The sequence below is a fragment of the Bacteroidetes Order II. bacterium genome (assembly GCA_016788705.1).
Lineage (GTDB): Bacteria > Bacteroidota > Rhodothermia > Rhodothermales > UBA2364 > UBA2364.
In genome coordinates this window covers 15310-37170 of sequence record JAEUSQ010000049.1, presented here as the reverse complement: position 1 = coordinate 37170, position 21861 = coordinate 15310, and the positions used below count along the sequence as shown (strand labels likewise).

Sequence of the window (21861 nt, the reverse complement as noted above, 5' to 3'; positions counted from 1 at the left end):
AGGGCAAGTATTAACCTGCCCTTAAAATACAACTTTTTAGATCAAACTGTTTATCGAACCCCTTGCTTTCGGGTGTTCATCATCAAGAAGTTTGCGGCGATGGAAGTAGAGGTTCCCAAAGGCAAAACCCCCTGTCCAACATAGAGGATCGGATCTGCACCCCAAGCAAAGGAACGGGCCATTCCAATGAAAGTGCCCGGATAGAGCGTGGAGACTTGGCCATTGCTAATGAGCAACAAAGGATCTGGATTTCGGTTGGTTGCTACAAAAATGTCTCCGTTTTTTGCAAGGTCAATCGCAAAGGCTTCATTTGTTCCGAGATTCAGGTCTGTGACTTTCACAGGTGTACCTAAGTCGCTGTTGCCGTCTATTGGGAAGCGGAAAACGCTAAATTGGTTGTCTTTTTTGGCCAATACGAACAAATTTGTGCCGGAAACACGAATAGAACGGACGTCGCCGACGAAGGCATAGTTTTTCGTAGTCTTATCCGGCTTCACCCGATATAAGTTTGCATTATTGCCGCCCACCCAAAGGTTATTGTTCGCATCAAAATCCAAGGTCACAAGACGAGCTGATTCCAAGGTCGTCGGAATGGCCACGTAGGTCTCTTGGTTGCTGTTTTTCTTGAACCGGAAAACAGCCCTCAACCCGCGAACCGCGTAAAGATAACCTTCATCGTCGCGATACTGCATGTCATCAAACTTCTGGCTTTGTACATTGGCAGCGGTAAGGAACTGAGAACGGGTTCCATCTGGCGCATAGGTAAAGACCCCCGCTGCACTTCCACTAACAAAGAGCGAGACATAAATATTGTTGGCCTTGTCGTTCGTCATACCAAATGGTTCTTCTGTCTTGGCATCAAAAGTATTAACAGGTTCAAACGATGGCGCAATAAGGACCTTAGACGTTGCCGAGAAATTTTCCGCACCCAAAGTTCCCACCCGAATATCCACTTCTTCCAATGGACGGGTTTTCGGGTCTTTGGGGTCAAACGTTGGGCGGATGGGCGCCCGTATCGTTAGTTCTGTTGCACTTGCCGTAAGGACAGTAGCACGAATGGCATCTCGCACCTTGCCCCGATCGGGTTTTCCACCTGTGCTGATGATATTACCAGCAGCATCTACAGCGGGGAGATAGAATGTAACATAGACCATGTTTTTTGTCGGATCCGAAGAAAAATTCGACCCTTTGATGGAGATTACATCAATTCCGGCAAAAGGTGGCGATTCTACACTTGTAATGCTTGTAACCGTTGGGTCAGGATCTGAGCCGAGGTTTTCTTCATTAAACAGCGAGTTATCGCCGTTAAAGTCGCAGCCTGCCCAAAAAATGGTCAGCAATGCGAAGAGGGGAAATTTACGTGTAATGTACTTCATGTCTGTAAAGGCTTGATAGCGCTCCGGCCTATGCAAAAGGCCGTAAACTGCCGTTAGAGTCCAATTTTAATACCGATCCGCTGAACGGCATTGAATATCCCAAATTGGGTGTACGAGTAATCCGCCTGTACCTTTCGGTCGCCCCGTTTCAATTGTACCCCTCCACCAAAAGTAAGGCCCTGTTGGTCTGAAGGGAAGGCATATCCGGCGCGTAAAGAGAGCAAATTCCGGAAAGAATACTCTGTCCCAACTTTAAGAACCTCCGGAAAATCACGGGGGTGTTCAGCATCAACCGAGAGTAATAAATTATGGTCTTGGCCCATCGCCGAGAAGTCCAACAAATCCATCGAGATCCCCATGCGCATGGAAAGAGGGAGTTGGAAGGTTTCCTCTTCATATTTTATCTCTTTGGCAAAGTTGCGCGCATTAAAAGCAAATTGCAGGCTTTTAAATCCTGTTTTATATAAAACGCCAAAGTCATAGGCCATGACGGATTGCTTGTAGGACTCGTACACATAATCGCCCAACGTTTTGTCGAATTGTGTAGCAGCACTACCAAGGTCTTGGGTAACACGTTTTACACTGCCTCCAATGGCAAAGCGATCCGACAAAGAACGCGCATAACTCAAACCAACCGACATGGCCACCGGATGAATGCTGTTCGGTAAATCTAAATAGCCACGATCATTATCTGCACGAACAGTGGCTTTAATTTCACCATAATCCACATTCATCACACTTACACCAAACGTTCCGATGTTTCCAGCCTTAAAGGCCACACCTGCTAGGTTGTAGTTGATGTCGGCAATCCAAGCCATCTGACCAAATGAGGCGCTCAACTTACCATTCATATTGGCCATCCCTGCTGGATTGTAGAACATCATCTCCGCCCCACCTTCCAAGGCCGTTATGGCATCTCCCAAACCAGCGGCACGCGGATCAGGCGAAGCCGCTAAGAACTTCATCCCCGTTTGGGCTAATTTTTGTTGATTGTCTTTTTGTGCCCACAGGCTTACAGGCATCACGAGCAACAAAAAGACAAAGATATTGGTCATTTTCATGGTGTTCCTCGTTTCATGGTCGTTCTCTACGAACCATTTGGATGCATCAGTTGTGTTCATTTTTTTCCTCTGATGGTTAAATGGTTAGCGGATAACGACAAATTTCATGATCTTACGCTCACCTTTCCGAAACTCTACGGCCCCCGTCGTTTTGTTGAGTTGGTCTTCATTGGCAGTAATGACCGCAATATAGATGCCAGAAACAATCAACTGCCGGGAAGAGGTAGTGTGGTCCCAATAAGCATCTCCAGACCCATCGGTATGCTCAAATTTGTCCACCAATTCGCCCAATTCGGTATAAATTTCAATGGAACAAATACCCGGAATGTCGAAGAAGCCCAAGGCGTCTCGTTGCGAGAACCGTAGGTCTGTTCCAGCCGCGATGGTATAGGGGTTCGGTACAATACGTACACCATCCCAAGCTGTTCCGGCAGGCCGTTTAAGCTTTGCTGGTGCATAAGATTGGGCAAAATAGCGGCTACTTCTCAAGACACGGTTAGCTGGCGTACCCGGCCCACCGGTATTCTTAGCCTTATCCACATAACCTTGCACGTAATAAAAATAATCCAACCCCCGAATAGGAGTAGTATCATCAAAACTGGTTTCCGATGGACCCAACCGCTTGATCATTGTATAGGTAGAGTCATAGCTATTTTTGGTCCGATACACTTCCCAACCATCTACTTGTGCACCAGCAAACGGCGTCCATGAAATCTGGATACGATCGCCACCAGACTTTACCTCCAACTGCTTCGGTGGTAAGGGGGCTTTTGGTGCTTTAAAGCCACTTTTGTAGTTGTCAATCGCCCGCCGGAAGGTCTGGAACAATGAGTCGCGGCTTTGGAAAACAATATCGTTTTTCTGTGCTACGCTGATCTGGCCTTTTTGAAGCAAGCGACCAACCCGGATATTTTCCTCCCGACTTAAGCCCGCCGCCGCATCGGCCAAGACAATCTTAATGCTTTCACCTGGCTTCAGGGTATAGGGGCCAAACCCCATCCCATTGCTAAATCCGCCAGACGTACCCAATGCAGGGTCTCCGGTGGGCGCCTTAAAGCCCGGATCTCCGGTGGGTTCTACAATAAAGGCATGACGTGGTTTTTTACCTTGGGTCATAACGCGGTACTCGGTTTCCATTTGGGAAACATTAAAAGCGTCGTTGCGGGATTGGTAGTTGTCATCCGAACCAATGTAGTTCATGGTAAACGGTTGGTTCACATCGTCTGCCTTGTCGGTGGCCGACTTATCGGCATGGAGCACCACGGTTCCCGCAAACTGGGAAGCGCCCAAACGTCCTAATGTATCCGCCGAGGCAATTTGTAGTGCCGGAAGCGCACTCTTGAGGATCGGCCCTCCAATGTTATCGTATCGGGTAAAAGCAGGAAATTTGCCATGCCACGCAAACTGTGCACGGAAATTTTGGTTGGCTGGGTCTGGACGAAGTCCGTCGCCCCGTGCGTCAATCATGGTATTCATCCCCCAACCAGAGCCGTTGCCCACCACATAGCGGGTTTCTTTTGCAACAGCCATCCGGGTTTGGAAATAAATCATGACATCGGTAAGGGTCTGATTTGGCAATTCGATATCGGCATCCCCATCGGTATTGCCAGTATTGGTAAAGGTATATTCCTGCACGTGGTAGTTATCATTGAACTCCTGAGAGAATTGCAAAACCCTGCGTTTCATGGTCAGGCCCAAGAGGTTGTTCACCACGTTTTCGAGGGCAAAATCGGCATCCAAATTAGGATCCACCTCATCCACAATCATGGCCGCTTCTGGCTCGGAGGGGTCTCCATCTACAAAGACAGAGGGCAATTCAAAACGGCTGATCAACTTAAAGGTTATCGGGAAGAACTCGTTGGCACCACTCACCCGTGGCCCGATATGAACCACGCGGGTATCAAATTTAGTGCCTTTGTCATCGGTGACATTCTTCGCACCAATCCACATGCCTCGGGCAGCCTGCATATCGGTATAGCGATAAATGCCGGGCCAACGCCATCCATCTTGCTGGGTTTTAACAAATCCGGCTGATTCTACCTCGCTCCCCACTTCGGCATACCAGTTATGGAAACTGCCGGCAGAGAGCCATCTATTGGTAAACTGAGCTTTTGTCATCTGGAAGGCTCCTACCAGCAACAAGAACAAAGGCAGGAGTTTAAAATACTTACGCATAAAAATTTTCGCCTATTGATGTTTCAACCAGTCCTGTTCTGCAATTGCAGACAGGCCTAAACTGTATTACAACTTAATCCGTAGTCCAAACCAGAAGTCACGTGGGTCTAAGAAGTTCAGAAATTCCTGATTTGGCATGTCAATGTAGCGTTTTTCGTTCAGTACAGCGTCCACAAAACTTTTATCCGCATCCACCCACTGACCATCTTTGAATTGGATATAGGACTTGGTATCGAACTCATAATACAATACATCTCCGGAAGCTGTGACGCTGCTTCGATTTTGGATGCCAGTCGTGGGCTGGTAAGCCACTCCTGGCTTACGGAACGTTCCGAATTTGTCATTGCCTGGGATGTTGGGATAGTCGGGCGATTCCGGCAAATGTAAGGAAAGGCGATATTTGTTGATGTCCACGCCATCGAAATAGCCATATGAGGATAAGCGTTTGGTATTCAATACGTTAAACACATCAGCAAAAAACTCTACCCCCCTCTTTCCGATATAAAAGGACTTGGCAAACCGCAGGTTCATGTTCCAAAAGTCCACCACATCCACATTGCGCTCGACACCTGGTTTAGAGCCCCCGCCCACCCAGGTTGCTTTACCGCCATCTTGCCAAGACACAATTACACTAGTCTTCCATCCACCCAAGGGGTTCATATTTCCCACTTTAGGCCCCCAATCATCCGGCGAAATCAAGTCTATGTTCAACCGCCCATAGGGGTATGGTTGCGGTTTGGATTGGGCAGCACGGCGTACCGCATCGTCGTTTACATAGTTCCGCATGGCTTGCGGATTTTGATAAACCGTTCCATAGCCAAAGTAGCCTGAAGAATTCACCATATAGGTAAAGTTGACAAATCCTTGCAACCAACCGCGATTCCGAGAAAGCGTCACTTCGAAGCCACGAATGTCTTCATACAAATTGGGTTCGGATGTAGTATAGTTTACGGTATTGTTTTTAGAGACATAGTTTACCAGATAAGGCTGGAGAGATACGTCTTTATAATATCCGGCAACACGAATCAAGAATTGCTCCGCAACCGACTGTTCGTAGCCCAATTCGTAGGCAACCGTTTTGGGTAATGGGTTATTCGGATTGGCGATGCGGGTTATTTGTCCGGTTGTGGTGGCATACCGCACCAAGAACAAGTTCTCGGGGGCAGGCATGGAGCGGAAGTGGCCGTAGTTGAAATACAACTTGGAAAGCGTTGTGACGGGGAAAGAAACACCTACGCGCGGGCTAAACTCCAAAATCTTCTTCGTTGGGGCCTTTTCTTGATTTTCCAATTCGGGAGACCCTTTGGAAGATAATACATTCGAGAATGGGTCTAAAACATACCAGTCTCCGCCCGCATGGAAATAGTCTGCACGCAAACCGAGGTTGGCTACCATTCCATTAAATTCCAATTTGGTTTGTGCAAACAGTGCCCCACGAATGGGCGAGCGATCCCATTTGGACTGTGAATTACTGGAGGGCAAGTATGAGTCAAAGTTGCCATAATTCACTTTGGTGTTGCTCTGGTTTAGCTCAAAACCAGTCCGAACTTGTAGAAAACGATTGAGTTGATTGGTATAGTTCCCCTTTAGGTTAAAGACCCCAACAAAACTGGAGTCGCGAGCGTTAGACATCCCTACACCCATCCGCATCCCATCTACGCCATTAGAAGGATTGGGCATAAAGCCATAAGGGCCTTCGTCAAAACCAACACCCCCAAAGGTTTGTATAATCGAAATATCCCGACCTTCTCCCGGAACCGTATCGTATTCCGTAGCCAAATAAGCCGCCTGAATTTCATAATAGCTTTTACCGTTCAATGCATGGTTGAATGTAGCACCAAACATCTTGCTATTTACCTCGGTTGGGTTCCAATAATCCTGCGAGAAAATCCGCGAATCAATAAAACTCACACTTGTCAGGTTGCTGGCGATACCAGAGGCAGAACGGAAAAAGCCTGGAGCACCCGAACGGCTTGCAGAAGTCCCACTTTGCCGCCCCATCATGCCTTCCAGCGAGAACTTCATGCCTTTCGCTACGTCCGATGTAACTTTAATGTGGCCATTATAATCTCGATACCGATCGGTATTGAGTGGAATCATGTAAATGTCTTGGTTTTGGATAAAAGAAGCATAAAAGCGGGTATTCCCGATTTTGTTCAGGCCAGGAATAGGACCGCCAAATCCAAAGTCCACATTGTAATCAGGACGATTGATCTGCATATTCTTCCGATGCTGCCATAAAAATGCTTTTTGCAAGGCTTCCGGCGTCATATCGTTGGTTGGATCATCGTCCTTTAATCGTTTTTCGGAAACGGCGATCCATCCTTCAAAGGTTCCATATTGGTCCCGCGTGGCTTGGTCCCAAGAGCCTGTTCCGGTCATCGCCACTTGTGGGTCTATGAAACGGCGAATCCAGTACGAATTTAAGTCATTGGCTGCTGGCCCAATATTTTTTTGTGCTGGCGGACTATACCGCACATTAATACTGGCTTCATAGCGATCCCGCTTTCCTTCCTTCGTGATCACGTTTACCACACCAGACCTTACGTTGCCATATTCGGCATTAAAGCCCCCTGTTTGCACCTGAATTTCCTCTACCGAAGACAGCGGGATATTGGTAATCGGCGAGTTGTCGCGTTCATCGCGCAGGGTGAGGCCATTGACGTTAAAAGACAATTCGTCGGAGCCTGAACCCCGAAACGAGAGTCCTTGAATACCAGCTTGTAGGCCCACAGCTCCTGTAACCGAGGCTACGGGTAGGCGAGCCACTTCCTGTGCCCCAATACTGGCGGTCGAGTTAGAAACATCCTTTTGGACTACGGGACGTTCGGCAATAACCGTTACTTCCGTTAGGGTCGTTTCTTCTTTTAGTTGTACATTCAGCGGGGTAGTCAGGTTGGTACTCACCCGCACATCGCTCACATTTACGGTCTCGTAACCAATGAAGGAGACGCGAATCGTGTACGTTCCCGGTCGGACATTAATAATGGAGAAATAACCCTCCGTGTCCGACACATTGCCCTGCGTGGTTCCAAGTACCTGCAATGTAACACCGGGAAGCCCCAGCCCAGTTGCGGCATCAGTAACCCGTCCGGCAATTTTTCCGCTTTGTGCCCAAGCCGTACCAGTGTACAGCACAAGCAAAAGCAGGATACTCCAGCATTTGCGTTTCATGATTGATCGGGTTTTATCGGGAGATGAGAGAAAGTTCATAATGTATAGCACAAATCCAAAAATATGACCTCATTTTGGGGAATAGTACCAATTTTAATCCCATACCGCAAGCGCTTTTTTGGTGTACCATTTTTTGATGGGTGACCAAGGCCATCCGTTTGGCGTACACTTCTCCCAAAAAATCACCTTTCGATTCAGAAATGGTCTCTGTTTTTTCAACACTTAGTCTATCCGTGAGGTTAACAGAACCCAAATTGGTGGGCTTTAAAAAACGCCCCCCCCAAACAGAAACCTTTTACCACTTCGTTAACCAGATTAACTTCATAAAAAATCAAAAAGGGAATCTATCTAAACAGACCCCCTTTCTTTAGATCAGATGGGCTTATGGCATTTCGTGGCAGGTCACATAGGCCTCCGCCGCATAAAATTCTGGTAAACCAAGGGCATCCATTTCGCGGGCTAAGCCCACATTGCGGTCGCGCGCCCGTTCCCAAAATTCACGGGCATCCGAACCAGGAAAAAGGGCCCGGTCTTTTTGACTTTCATGTTTGTAGATGGCGTCAATTTTTTGGCTTAGGTCTGCTTTAGACATGGGTAAAAAGATATCGGCTTTCTCAATTTCCCATTCTTGCCAAGCCCCACGGTATAGCCAAACGAGTGGTTTCTTCACCCCTTCTTGTTGGTTATATTTCTCTAATGCCCGCTTGATGGCCGTATAACACATTCGGTGTGTTCCATGCGGATCAGACAAATCCCCTGCCACATAAATATGATCTGGCTTGTGCTCATTGAAGAGGTCTAAAACAATCTGAACATCGTCTTCGCCAATGGGGGCTTTTTTTACCTCCCCTGTCTTATAAAAGGGCATATCCAGAAAACGTGCGTCCTTTTCGTGCAAGCCCATTACTTCAATTCCGGCAATGGCTTCGGTGTATCGGATATAAGCCTTCAACTGTTGAATCTCGGCAGTGTCTATTTGGCCGGGTTTTTTGTGGGTGATAAAATCAAAAATCGGACGTGTAAAGGCTTTGATACGGGCTTCTCCTTCCGCACCGCCGTGGAGCCGTGCAGACATCTCTAGAAACCTCAGATGGCGTTCCACATCCATATCAAATACGGCAACCGATCCGTTCGTCATGTAAGCAACGGTCACATCATTTTTGTTCTGGGCTAATTTTCCGAGCATCCCTCCCATCGAGATGACATCATCGTCTGGATGGGGACTAAAGCAGATACAAGACTTTTTCTTGGGCAATTCAGGCTGGTATTTGATACGATCCCGAAGCTCCATAAAGATTTTATACGTCAGTTCATCCGCAGTCCCATGAGCATTGACCAAATCGTGCATATGGTGGTGGTGAAAGTCTGCGGTTTCCAGATGCAGGATTGGTTTTTTGATTTTTTTAGCCAACCAAACAACCGCTTTACGGGCCATTTCGGCACTCCATGAAACATCACCCACAATCCAAGGTGTTTTTTCGCGTGTTAATTCACTCGCCGACGCCCGATCCACATAGAAGGTACACTGGAGGTGTTCCTGCAAAAACGAGGCGGTCACACTGCTATTGGGTTCTTCTTCTACGGCTTTTCGGATAATATAACCTTTGTGTTCACCCGTGGCCATTAGGATGATTTCACGGCACTCTAGAATTGACCCTACCCCCATCGTGATGGCTTCGCGAGGGACATTTTTCTCTTCGAAGAAATCCCCAGCAGCATCTCGGCGTGTCACTTCGTCCAAAACAACCATTCGGGTACGATCGTCGCGGCGAGAACCCGGCTCATTGAAGCCAATATGCCCACTTCGACCTATGCCCAATAACATCAGGTCTATTCCACCCGCCTTTTTAATTTGCCATTCATATTCATCGCAATGCGTGTCCACTTCTTCACGGGGGATATCGCCACGGGGAATATGGATATTCTTACGAGGAACATTGACATGTTTGAAAAGATTTTCCTCCATAAACCGATGATAACTTTGCAGCGCATCGGGCTTCATCGGGTAATATTCGTCGAGGTTAAACGTGATGACATTGGAAAAATCCAACCCTTCTTCTTGGTGCATCCGAACCAATTCACGATAAACGCCAATAGGTGTAGAACCTGTCGGAAGGCCCAATACGGCCATTCTTCCGGTAACGGCACGGTCTTGGATAAGGTTGGCCACTTTTCTGGCAACTTGTCGCGCCATTTGTGCCGGATCATCAAAAATGAGGACAGGCAATCTCTCCAAGCGCATGGCATGACTGGATCTGGCCTGAATTCGTGTGGTGTTTGACATGGGTAAACGATGGTTTTAGGGACAAGGCCGACCAAGCAAAACTTTTGGAAAAGCCAAAGTTTGCCGGAGCAAGCATACGTTAACGTTTGGTATAAAATAGGACATGAACCCATACAATGTTTAATGTGGCGGATGAGGTTCCGGTAAATTAACCAAACCATAAAGAAGTGGAATGGGCTTTTTTCTTTTTAGGCTCCCTAGAAAACAGGGGGTATTTGGACGTTGATGGTTAATGTGTAAAATCAATTACTTACAGACCCCCATCCTTTTGACCTATTCTGTAAAATTCAGGCATGTTTTGGAATCACTTCAAACGCTACCTTGGCAACGAATACCCTTTTGCCAAAAGAGAAAGGCGGCTTGATTTCACCACCAAGCCGCTTGGAGATATACCCATATTGGGGAATTGGTTTGGATTTTCTTGAAGCACTATCACTATAGGTTTATGTCTAGGGTACTCCACCATAACAGTTTATGGTATGTAAGAGACCACCGTCGGGCATGGCTGAAATGCCGCTTATGCTCTTCGAGGGCTAAAAAAAATGCCCTACTCTTTGGAAGAAGGGCAACAAGTTTATTCAAAAACGGCCTTTGCTTAACGTCGCTTGCGTTGGTAGTCGTCCAAAATGGAACGGGCAATCCGTTCGCCCGCAAACTCGGCCAAGTTTCGGAACCCGGCTTCCATGTCTTTCACAGAGAGTTTTGCCAGATCGGTAGCCGTAAAGATGTTTCCAGCGCCCCCTCCCAAACCAAACCAATGGCGGGATACCCGTTCCCGAACTTGAATTCCCCGTTTCCAAATGGCCTTATTGGTTTGGTTATCGTAAATCAAGACATCCCCTTCGACAAAAAGGTAGGTTGCACCAAACCAAGAATCGGCACGGATACCATACTGTTGAATACGCAGGTCCATAATAAAGTCAGCGTCTTTTACCCTGTTAACTGGCGCATAACCAATAGGTTCAGCAGCCGATAACAACGTTTTCCGGGCCATAATCTCCGACACATCTACGTGTTGCAAGGCACTGTCTAAGCGCGCCTCGGCTTTGTCCACCTGAATATACTTCGCGACGGCTGTTCCAACCCGCAACATTGCTCGCCAAGGGTTACGATAATCAATACGGGTGTCGTACCAAAAATCCGAATAAATTTTAGGGGAAGGAGGAATGGCAGCCATTACCGCCATTTTCTGGTCCCGAAGATTGTATTCTGGTAATTTGTTCAACGTACAGCCAGCGGTGGTCGTTAAAACCAATAGGATCATGACAGATCCAATAAACCATCTTTTCATGGGAAGTAAGATTTAAGGTGGGGTTACATAATTTTTTGGTAGCTGGGGTGGGAAAGTTCCTTTGTTCTGTTTTTCGCAAACACAATGCCTTTTCTTTGGGTTTTGACCAAACTTAACAACTTATCACGCCTTTCAATCCTTTTATTACAGATCGGAAAAGAGAGCGGTTTTTACACCCGATATCCGCTCATGTTCAATTTTACCCATAACTTACCTTTTATTGCGTATGATCCTTCATAGACACTATCGTACTTGTCTTTGGGAAAAACACGGCGGCAACAATCCTCTTTCTTTCCCCAAGCCGCCCTGTTTTTTGGTATAGTATCGTAAACACAGATGTCTAGTTTATAAGACAATATTCTTTATATGAAAGCCAGACCAGATCATATATTTGTGAATAGTCATCTTTTTAACCCAATGGGTCTATATCGTTTATGAATGTAATCATAAAAAAGGTGATTCGCCGAATCGTGGCTCATTTTTTACGTGGCCACACATATTATTGCCCGGTATGCGACGGGCACTTTAGGAAATTCTTGCCCGGTGGCGCCAATAAACGCGCCAATGCCCAATGCCCTGTCTGCGGCTCCTTAGAAAGACACCGCGCATTTTGGCTGTTTCTTCAGGATTCTCTGTTGCCAAAGCAACCACTGCGGGTGCTGCACTTTGCACCCGAAGCTTGTTTTGAGAAGATTTTTCGTAATTGGAAACCCTGGACTTACGTTACGACAGATCTTTATGTACAAGGAGTAGATATTCACTTAGACATAGAAAATTTAGCCGTTGACGATGCCTCATACGACTTGGTAATGTGCCACCACGTTTTACCGGAAGTCCGAAACGATGTACAAGCACTTAAAGAACTCTATAGGATTTTAACACCCGGTGGCTGCCTGTTGATGCAAAACCCCTACGATGCAATGTCGCCCATCACCCTTCATGCAGACGACCTCACTCTGGCAGAACGACATCATTTATGGGGTAAATACGCAGATCAATACCAACATCACTATGGCAAAGACCTTCCTGAAACACTGGGAAGCATCGGATTTGATGTACGGACTATTCAGGCTGAAAACCATTTCCCAGCCAGTCTTGTGCAGCACAATCGCTTGGCTGGAACCCTGTTCGTGTGTAAAAAACCCTTTGGCCCCGCCTAAACCTCTAATCCAAGCACTTCGAGAAAATCGGAAATCTTCTGCTCAATTTCTGCCCATTCGTCTTCCGGCGTCGAACCCAGAACAATCCCAGCCCCCGAATACAGCGATAAGGTATCCCGTCGGAGAAGGCCACTACGAATACCGACCGCAAACTCGGCAGCCTCTGCGCCAATCCAGCCAATGGGGCCAGCATACCAGCCCCTATCGAACGGCTCTAATGCGGCAATGGTAGAAACGGCTTCCGAGGTCGGGTATCCGCCTACGGCGGGTGTGGGATGGAGCGCACGGAGCAAGTCGGCATCTCGTACATTGGGTTTAAGTGTTCCTTCTACACGGGCATATAAGTGCATCCGACGGGTAAGGGTCATGAGGGTGGCCTGATCGTCTGTTTGCAGGGTATCACAGAATCCGGAAAGGGCATCTCGGATGAAGGTTCGAACGTAATTATGCTCTCGCAAGTCTTTTTCGGAGTGTAATAACTCTTGTGCAATGGCCGCATCTTGTGCGGGTGCTTGGCCTCTGGGCCGTGTACCGGCAACGGCTTCGCTCAGGATATGTTGCCCATCACGGCCATACAACCGTTCCGGTGTGGCTGCTATAAAAGAGATTCCATGGTCTGGTTGAAAGAAGAAATGAAAACAATCCGGCTTACATTCATAGAGTTTTTTGAGCAATAATACTGGGTTGAGGGGTTCGGGGAAACGGAAGACGGCTTTTCGTGCCAGTACCACTTTATGCAACTCTTCTTTGGAAAAGGCTTCCAACAACCACAGAATTTTTTTCTGCCATGCCCGTACTTTGGGTTCATTATCGCGGCTTATGGGCAATGAAAAATGACCCGTCAGGGGCGTTTCAGGAAACGTTAGGGCATTTAACTCAGCTTTGATGGATTCGAGCTGGCCAAAATCACTGGGAAATACAAGGTTACAGACCAATTTATACGACTCGGCCACTTGTATCATCTCGAAACGCGGAAGAAAAAAGCTGAACTGACCAAAAGGCTCCCATTCTTCATCGGGTACAGTATGTTCAAACCGTAATCCTCCGTAGAAACGGGCACTGGGCTCACTTTTTAACAAGCGTTGCGCCTCGGCTATACGGCGGAAGGGGAATCCTGAGGCTTGTGATACAATGGCATGAGCCACTCCCACTGCCGCAACCCGCCCTTTTCGGTCGCGGTCTCCCCAAAACAATTTCTGATGCTGTTCTTGTGCTGATAACCAAGAGAAGACATCTATTTCAGACGCCTGGGCTTCTAAACGCACCAACCGGAGCACCTTGCGGTGTCTCGGTATTTCGTCATACAATCGCTCTATTTGCTGGCACAAATTTGCGACAGGAGACAAAACCTCCGGCTGATATGGCAAAACAGGAAATCTCAATTCCAAATCATAAGCAGTTGCAACAAATCTGTTATCCAAACGATCTCGTTGCTTTCCGGTTTCGTAAAATTAGATTAAAGATAAATAAGATACGATACCAAAGACGGCTTCACACATCGTCCTATAAAAGCTACAAACAAATTAACGCCTGCCCTTTGTTTAATATCGCCGCATCAAGCCAATTAACCGACCAACCACGTAGCAATCAGGCGAATTGGTATTAAACACTTCTTCTGTATAGCGTTTTTCCGCAGGGCGCAGCATCACTTGCCAACGCGCAGCATATAAGTAACGAACAACCGGGCGCTCACGTATCATGGCCAGAACCATCTCACCCTCCTGAAGCATAGAGAGTGGTCCCGTCTCGACAACCACCCAATCACCAACCCGGATGCCCTCTTTTGCCATGCCATCATCTCCCACAACCACCACCATGCAATGTTGTTCGCGGGCATTCCGTAGCAAATGGGCATCCACCGCCATTGTACGGTATCGGCCTAACGACCACGTTTCACCGGAACGTGGCGGCACTGATACCACGGGTAAAACGGGCACCCCTCCCCCATCTTTCATCCCCCCAGCATCCTCTACCAGACGAATGCCGCGAGAAGTGTGGCCTTCTTTTTGCAAATACCCTTTGTCCACCAAAATACGGATCACCTTGTGTACCGCATTGGTAGATTGAATGCCCATTAAGCCTGCCAGTTCTTTCAACGTGGGTGGTTTCTGAAAGGAGCGTATATAATCCCGAATAAATCCGAGAACCTGAAGTTGGCGTTCCGTCAATCGTCTATCGGCCATTGAATTTGATCTTTTGTCGAAAATTTAAGAAGTTAGTCACAAAAATAAGATTCTAATAGGTGAATATAAAATCAATATTATATCATAACAGGTGATTATATATCCACCTATTATCAAAATAAAAATGTAAACAATATGTTTGTGCGAGTCATATGTGGATAATAACGTTGGACATGTTGAAAAACAGGCGTGCATTTCAATGGGAAAGTTAATAGTTTGAGGTTGTGGGGAAATGTGGGGGATAAACCCAAGCAGTGGGGAAAAAATCCATCAATAGTATCAAAATAGGCTCCAATGGCCGGATTTAAAGGACAAGCAGATTATTCAGTAGATGCGAAAGGGCGAGTAGCCCTTCCAGCAAAGATGCGCCGTGCCCTAAGTCCCGCTGCCAACGATACATTTGTCCTTACGCGGGGCATTGAGCGATGTGTATATCTTTACCCTTTGGATGTCTGGAATAAGAAAGAAACTGCTGAATTTGAGCACCTAAATCAATACGAGCCAGAGACCCGTGCCATGCTTCGCTCGATGTATCGCTGGGCAGATGAGGAAACTTTAGACGGACAAGGACGCGTCACCATTTCCAAACGGCTCATTGAATTTGCAGGCATTGCAGAGAAAGTGACCATTATCGGTGCATTAGACCGTATCGAAATTTGGAATCCGGATGTGCTAATCGCCGAACTGGCCGAGGAAGATGCCCAATATGGCACCCGAATCCAGTCGGTAATGGGAAAACGGGAGGCCGAATGAAGCGCTCCGCCAAGGGCAACGTAGAGGAAGCGCCTCAACCATACGCGACCCCATACCACACCCCTGTTCTTTGTAAAGAAGTTTGTTTGCACCTGATAGGAGATCCTAATGGCATCTATGTGGATGGAACCTTGGGGGGAGGTGGTCATACAGCGGCACTCTTAGACCAATTAGCGTCGGGAGCACGGGTCATTGGCATTGACCAAGACCAAGAGGCCCTCCGTGTTGCAGGTGAAAGGCTGAAGCATGACACACGCTTCACTCCACTATATGGCAATTTTGGCCATCTGAAGGCACTCTTGCAACAACTCGAAATTGACACAGTGGATGGGATTCTGCTGGATCTGGGCGTCTCGTCTCACCAGTTAGACAACCGCTCCAGAGGATTCAGTTTTCAAGGAGCTGGCCCTTTAGATATGCGAATGGATTCCCAAACGGGTATGCCAGCCTCAGCCTTAATCAATCATCTGGACGAACAGGCGCTCCGGCGCATCATTTGGACGTTTGGAGAAGAAAAGCGTGCGGTTACAATAGTGCGGAATATGCTAAAAAAACGTCCTTTCGAGACAACAGAAGCGTTTGCGGATTGTATTAGGGAGGTTGTTAAGGGACCAGAACAGCATAAAACGCTTGCACGTGTTTTTCAGGCATTTAGGATTGCCGTAAATGAAGAATTGACCGTTTTAGAAGACGTTCTGCGTGCAACACTCACCCTTGTGAAGCCCGGTGGTAAACTCGCCGTAATCACTTATCATTCACTGGAAGACCGCCCCGTGAAACGATTCTTGAAATTTGGAAACTTTGAGGGAGTACCATATAAAGATTTTTTTGGAAATCTAATAACGCCTTGGCAATTAATCCTGCCAAAAGCTATTGAGGCAACCGAAAACGAAATTTTTACAAATCCTCGTGCTCGAAGTGCAAAACTGCGCATCGCAACACGAACCGAAACACCATCGGCATGAACAATCGGTTCAAGAAAAAGCGTAAAGAGAGTAAATTCATGGGTGCACTCGCCGATGAAAAGCGGAGTTGGGGTATTGGACCGGATGGAATTGTTGTTGGGCCTAAAGTGGCTTCGGGACCCTTGCCCACTTGGGACGACCTTTCGAACCGAGGAAGTAAGGCCATTACGGATGCTGTCATTGAGGCGGAGTCTAAAAAAGCAGATAAATTCCGCAGCTTGCCGCTTTTTTTACTCATGTTGTTGTTTGCAATGATCGGTACTTTGTACGTACGTCATGTTTATGATGCGCAAAAGTTGTTAAGTCATGTACAACAACTGCGAAAAGATAACATTCGTCTGCACTTGGAACGCAATCGGTTAACTGCCGAATACGACCGGATTACCGAGCCCCAAAGCCTTGTTGAAGCAGCAAAGCGACTGGGCTTGGTGGAAGGATACCATTATGCAGACGACATCCTTATTCCGCAATCGGGTTTAATCCCATAATGTTCGCAACCCTAATGGGGCGACAAACAGATTTATAAACGGCCACCTAACCACCTATGGCTGACATCAGAAATCAAATCTTTAACCGCTTGACGGTGACGCTGGCCTTGCTCGGTGTTTTGCCCCTCCTTATTCTGGGGCAGATGGTACGGCTTGTATGGTTTAGAGGTGAAGAATTACGGGCACGCGGCGAAGAACAAGCCAATTCCTTAGAGGTAATTCCCGCCATGCGTGGCGCAATTTTAGACCGTGAAGGCCGGACCCTTGCGGCCAATGAAGCACGGTATGACCTTTATGTAGATGCCACTACGTCTATTCAACTGCAAAAAAACCAAAAAACCCTCAGCTTCGAAAATGAACGGGTCCGGTTTGTACGATACCTTTCCGCTTTAACGGGGCGTCCCGAAGCGCATTATGCGTTACTGCTACGAAGTGCCTCAAACAAGCGAAACATTTTGGTCTCACAAAAACTAACAGAAGAACAAAAACGGAAAATTGAATGGTGGGGAATTCCGGGCCTAATGTTCCGTCAAACGATGTCGCGACGCTACAACAATGGGGTTTTAGCGAGCAATGTATTGGGGTTTATGGTAAATAGCGAAGGCCAAACGGGTCTTGAGCGCCAATACAACCATCTTCTAAGCGGGGAAGATGGTAAGCGCCCTTTACAAAAGAGCCGCCCAATTCTCCTCCCGAATGGTACCTATACGGTTAGACAACAAGCCATCTCCGAAGGCCCCGTTACAGAACCTCGCCACGGCGAATCGGTGGTATTAACCTTAGACCTTGGTTGGCAAACCATTTTGGAAGATGAACTTCTGAAAGGTGTACAAAGTGTAGGCGCAACTTGGGGAACAGCCATTGCTGTTCATCCTAAAACTGGTGGTATTTTGGCAATGGCCAATGTCCCGACCTTTGATCCGAACTTGCCATCCAGAGTAATTAACCCCAATTGGGACCCAAACAAGGCCCAAACCAATCATGCCGTTCAATCCCAGATAGAACCGGGGTCCACCTTTAAATTGGTCCCAGCACTCGCAGCCTTAGAGATGAACCGTGTTTCTTACCGCGATTCGTTTGCGACAGGTGGCGGACGGTGGAACTTCCACGGAAATATTGTTCGTGACGATCATCCACGAGGCAAATTGAGTTTTGCGGATGTGTTGGTGTATTCTTCCAACATCGGTATCGGTCAAGTAGCTGAACGGCTCAAAGACCATGAATTTTATCAATTTCTTCGCCTGATGGGATTTGGCCAAACGACCTTGGTGGACCTGCCCGGCGAAGCCAGTGGTGGTTTTAGGAGGCCGGGGAAGTGGAATCGCATTACCAAAAACTCGATGAGTCGCGGGTACAATGTAGATGTTTCACCTCTACAAATGGCTATGGCCTACGCAGCCCTTGCCAACGAATGCAAGCTAATGAGACCCTTCTTGGTACAGGAACGCCGCGCCCCCGATGGCCGCCTTCTCTGGAAATCCTCGCCGCAGATGGTTCGCCAGTTTTGTAAACCGGAAGTTGCGCAAAGCCTTCGGGAAAACGTTTTTGAACGGGCCGTCGAGCTTCCTTCAGGGACCGGAAATCCTGCATATATCCAAGGACTCCGCATTGGCGGAAAAACAGGAACCGCCAGAAAAACCATTAACCGTGTCTATACGGATGGCCTTTATCGGGCTTCTTTTGCTGGTTTCTTCCCTGCTGACAAGCCAGAAGTGGTTATTGTCATCGTGTTGGATGAACCTAAAACCAATATTTATGGGGGCGAAACAGCCGCTCCCATTTTTAAGAATATGGCCCAGCGGCTCATTCCGCTACTACCGAATGTAGGCCAAAGACTTAGCCCCGCACAGCATATCCCTAAACGTGCCGAGGCGCCCGTTCCGAATGTTTTGGGCGTACCAGAAACAGTCGCCACCACCCGTCTTATTGCTTCGGGATTTAAGGTAGCACCTTCGGTCACCCCTTGGTCAACGGTTGTTGGTCAACAACCGAAAGCTGGCAGTATCCAGAAATTGGGAACGGTTGTGACATTGGAGGTAAACAATGAAGCACCTAAGCCCCTTAAAGAAATGCCGGATGTACGTGGAATGGATGCCCGACAAGCCATGAACTGGTTAACCGCACGTAGCATCAAAGTTGTATTAAAAGGAGGTGGACGCATTATTCGCCAATCTCCCGAACCGGGCGCAGCAGTACCGCAAGCCGCCGTATTATTTGGATACGAGTGAAAATTAATTCAACACATACCGCCCCTGAAATGACTTGGCAGAACGTATTGGATGTTTTGCGGGACCGTGGATTACTCGTTGCCTCCACTTTTAGTCCAACAGTGGCTGAGACAACCATAAACCACCTCTCCGATGACAGCAGAGAAGTTGGTGAAAACGGCTTATTTGTGGCCATTCGCGGGATAGCTGCCGATGGTCATGGGTTTATTCATAAAGCCATCGAGAAAGGCGCTTTGGGTATTATTTGTGAAACAATGCCCGAAGACCGTACTGCCACAATCCATTTCGCCTGTGTTTCGGATACCAGAAAAGCCTTGGCTGAGCTTTCGGCGGCACTTTGGCAATATCCCGCCTCTTCAATCAACCTGATTGGGGTGACGGGCACAAATGGCAAAACCACCACCACATGGCTGATTCACCACCTATTACAAGAATTGGGGCATAAAACAGGATTAATTGGCACCATTTCATATCGAATTGGCGATAAAGAAATCCCTGCCACCCATACCACTCCTTCTGCGGTAACCCTTAATGCACTGCTACGCCAAATGTCTTTTGCCGGATGTTCGTATGCCGTGATGGAGGTTTCTTCGCACGCTTTAGACCAATACCGGGTGATGGGGCGAGATTTTGACGTGGCTGTCTTCTCCAATCTCACCCATGACCATTTAGACTACCACCGGACGGTTGAAGCCTATCGGCTGGCCAAGAAAAAACTGTTTGACGACTTGCCCGAAAGTGCAACCGCACTCACAAATGCCGACGATCCAACAGGACCTGGCATGCTCATAGATACACCCGCCCGAAAAATTTCCTACGGTACGAGCGATGCGGCTCAGATTCGGTTTCAACTGCTGGAGGACTCGGTTTCCGGCCTTCATCTACGCTTAGATGGACACGATTGCACGTTCCGTCTGGTCGGACGATTTAACGCGTATAACCTCACGGCAGCGTATGCCGTGGGACTGGCACTGGGCTTTACACCCAAAGAGGTTTTGGACGTTTTAGCCACCGCGCCACCTGTTCCTGGTAGGTTTGAACAAGAAGTTTTTGAAGGCCCCATTACGGCTATTGTGGACTATGCCCATACGCCTGACGCCCTAGAGAATGTGCTTCAAACCATCCATGCCATAAAAAAACCGGAAGGCAAAATCTGGTGTGTCTTTGGATGTGGTGGAGACCGAGACCCGGATAAACGGCCCATCATGGGGCGGGTTGCCGAACAGTACGCCGATTTTCCGGTCGCCACAAGCGATAACCCACGTACAGAATCTCCTGATAAAATATTGGAAGATATTAAACGCGGCTTCCAACGTCCAGAAAACGCCCTTTGGCTACCCGACCGTAGGGAGGCCATTCGGTACGCGGTCCAACACGCCCAACCCGAAGACATCATCCTTGTTGCAGGTAAAGGACACGAGCCGTACCAGATCATAGGCACCACCAAGCATCACTTTGACGACCGGGAAGAAGTGAGGCACGCTTTTAACATAAAAAACAACCCCTAACCTTCCCGGAAAACCAACCCCAAACGGTATGCTGTATTATTTTTTGATTTGGCTGGAGCAAACATACGAACCTCCCGGATTCCAGATGTTTCATTTCATCACGGTTCGGGTGGCCCTTGCGGCTGTCACCGCCTTGCTGATCTCCTTGTTCTTTGGCAAGAAAATGATTGGTTGGTTGCAAAAACGACAATTTGGAGAGACCGTTCGCAGTGGTGCAGATGCTGGCGTTGTGGATCACTCGCACAAGCGAGGAACCCCTTCGATGGGCGGTATTATCATTCTGGCTTCTGTACTGGGCGCCACAATTTTATGGGGGGCCATTGCCGAAATGGGCATTCTATTGGTAATGTTGGCTACCATTTGGATGGGTGGCTTCGGTTTTGCAGACGATTATATTAAAATTGTCAAGAAAAACAAGGCAGGCTTGGCCGGACGGACCAAACTTGCGGGACAGTTCAGCATCGGCTTGCTGGTAGGCTATGTGTTGTATTTCCACAATCCCTTTAACAAGTCACATGAAGATGTTCAGACGATCACTAACCTGCCTTTTGTGAAAGACCGTGTGTTTGATTACTTCCCCGACACCCTTGCCAATCTCTTGGGCTTTGATCTGGGCTGGTTGGTGTACATTGGCGTGGTCATATTCATCATGATGGCCGTTTCCAATGCCGTGAACCTAACCGATGGCTTAGACGGTTTGGCGGGTGGGGTTAGTGCCTTTGTTGCGGCAGGACTGGTCGTCTTTTCGTATGTGGCTGGCAATGTCAAATACGCCGATTTTCTGGGGATTCTACACCTCTCTGGTGCAGGCGAACTAACCGTCTTTGCAGCTGCTCTTGCGGCTGCGTGCATGGGCTTCCTCTGGTACAATAGCCATCCCGCCCAAGTCTTTATGGGCGATACAGGGTCGTTGGCACTGGGTGCGGCTATTGCCACACTGGCCCTCATGGTCAAAACAGAACTCTTGCTCCCTTTATTATGCAGTGTGTTCTTCATGGAAACCATTTCGGTCATTCTTCAGACTTCGTATTTCAAATACACCAAAAAACGGTTTGGGGAAGGGCGCAGAATTTTCCGAATGGCACCCTTACACCATCATTTTGAAGCAAAGGGACTAAAAGAGACCAAAATCGTCACCCGCTTTTGGATTATCACCGCCATCTCCGTCATTATGAGTTTGCTTACCCTCCGGATTCGATAGCTGCAAAAAAACAG

At 47.8% G+C, this 21861-nt stretch carries 15 protein-coding genes; 7 read left to right on the top strand and 8 right to left on the bottom strand.

Features of this window, described 5'->3' with window-relative positions; translation table 11 throughout:
* Window positions 1-50 precede the first annotated feature (50 nt).
* The 6 genes from JNN12_12455 to JNN12_12430 form a co-directional block, all read right to left on the bottom strand.
* Entirely contained in the window at window positions 51-1376 is a 1326-nt protein-coding gene (locus tag JNN12_12455) for an IPT/TIG domain-containing protein (protein MBL7979145.1), read from the bottom strand.
* Window positions 1377-1429: 53 nt separating this feature from the next.
* The gene (locus JNN12_12450; GenBank protein MBL7979144.1) at window positions 1430-2437 is read right to left on the bottom strand and encodes a PorV/PorQ family protein; all 1008 of its coding nucleotides are present in this window, start codon (window positions 2435-2437) and stop codon (window positions 1430-1432) included.
* Between the two features lie 84 nt (window positions 2438-2521).
* Entirely contained in the window at window positions 2522-4612 is a 2091-nt protein-coding gene (locus JNN12_12445) for a hypothetical protein (protein MBL7979143.1), read from the bottom strand.
* A gap of 66 nt (window positions 4613-4678) precedes the next feature.
* The gene (locus JNN12_12440) at window positions 4679-7786 is read right to left on the bottom strand and encodes a carboxypeptidase-like regulatory domain-containing protein (protein MBL7979142.1); all 3108 of its coding nucleotides are present in this window, start codon (window positions 7784-7786) and stop codon (window positions 4679-4681) included.
* A 382-nt stretch (window positions 7787-8168) separates the two neighbouring features.
* Window positions 8169-10070, bottom strand: coding sequence for a glucosamine-6-phosphate deaminase (nagB, locus tag JNN12_12435; GenBank protein MBL7979141.1), 1902 nt, complete (start codon window positions 10068-10070; stop codon window positions 8169-8171).
* 595 nt (window positions 10071-10665) lie between these two features.
* Window positions 10666-11361: a hypothetical protein gene (locus JNN12_12430; GenBank protein ID MBL7979140.1), complete on the bottom strand. Its 696-nt coding sequence runs from the start codon at window positions 11359-11361 to the stop codon at window positions 10666-10668.
* A 434-nt stretch (window positions 11362-11795) separates the two neighbouring features.
* Between JNN12_12430 and JNN12_12425 the strand changes: the two genes are divergently transcribed.
* Window positions 11796-12521: a methyltransferase domain-containing protein gene (locus tag JNN12_12425; GenBank protein MBL7979139.1), complete on the top strand. Its 726-nt coding sequence runs from the start codon at window positions 11796-11798 to the stop codon at window positions 12519-12521.
* Here the strand turns inward: JNN12_12425 and JNN12_12420 are convergent.
* Window positions 12518-13942: an isochorismate synthase gene (locus JNN12_12420; GenBank protein ID MBL7979138.1), complete on the bottom strand. Its 1425-nt coding sequence runs from the start codon at window positions 13940-13942 to the stop codon at window positions 12518-12520. The genes JNN12_12425 and JNN12_12420 overlap by 4 nt on opposite strands.
* A gap of 120 nt (window positions 13943-14062) precedes the next feature.
* On the bottom strand, window positions 14063-14704 hold the full coding sequence (locus tag JNN12_12415; GenBank protein ID MBL7979137.1) for a hypothetical protein: 642 nt from the start codon (window positions 14702-14704) through the stop codon (window positions 14063-14065).
* Window positions 14705-14998: 294 nt separating this feature from the next.
* Between JNN12_12415 and JNN12_12410 the strand changes: the two genes are divergently transcribed.
* From JNN12_12410 to JNN12_12385, 6 genes are read left to right on the top strand one after another with little or no spacing between them, the layout of a single operon-like run.
* Complete coding sequence (locus JNN12_12410) at window positions 14999-15457, top strand: division/cell wall cluster transcriptional repressor MraZ (protein MBL7979136.1); 459 nt, start codon at window positions 14999-15001, stop codon at window positions 15455-15457.
* The gene (gene rsmH / locus JNN12_12405) at window positions 15454-16422 is read left to right on the top strand and encodes a 16S rRNA (cytosine(1402)-N(4))-methyltransferase RsmH (GenBank protein MBL7979135.1); all 969 of its coding nucleotides are present in this window, start codon (window positions 15454-15456) and stop codon (window positions 16420-16422) included. The genes JNN12_12410 and rsmH overlap by 4 nt, the downstream gene beginning before the upstream one ends.
* Window positions 16419-16910: a hypothetical protein gene (locus tag JNN12_12400; GenBank protein MBL7979134.1), complete on the top strand. Its 492-nt coding sequence runs from the start codon at window positions 16419-16421 to the stop codon at window positions 16908-16910. Before rsmH ends, JNN12_12400 begins: the two co-directional genes overlap by 4 nt.
* Before the next feature lie 56 nt (window positions 16911-16966).
* Window positions 16967-19138: a PASTA domain-containing protein gene (locus JNN12_12395; GenBank protein MBL7979133.1), complete on the top strand. Its 2172-nt coding sequence runs from the start codon at window positions 16967-16969 to the stop codon at window positions 19136-19138.
* A gap of 29 nt (window positions 19139-19167) precedes the next feature.
* Window positions 19168-20646, top strand: coding sequence for a UDP-N-acetylmuramoyl-L-alanyl-D-glutamate--2,6-diaminopimelate ligase (locus tag JNN12_12390; protein MBL7979132.1), 1479 nt, complete (start codon window positions 19168-19170; stop codon window positions 20644-20646).
* Between the two features lie 28 nt (window positions 20647-20674).
* Window positions 20675-21847, top strand: coding sequence for a phospho-N-acetylmuramoyl-pentapeptide-transferase (locus tag JNN12_12385; GenBank protein ID MBL7979131.1), 1173 nt, complete (start codon window positions 20675-20677; stop codon window positions 21845-21847).
* Window positions 21848-21861 lie beyond the last annotated feature (14 nt).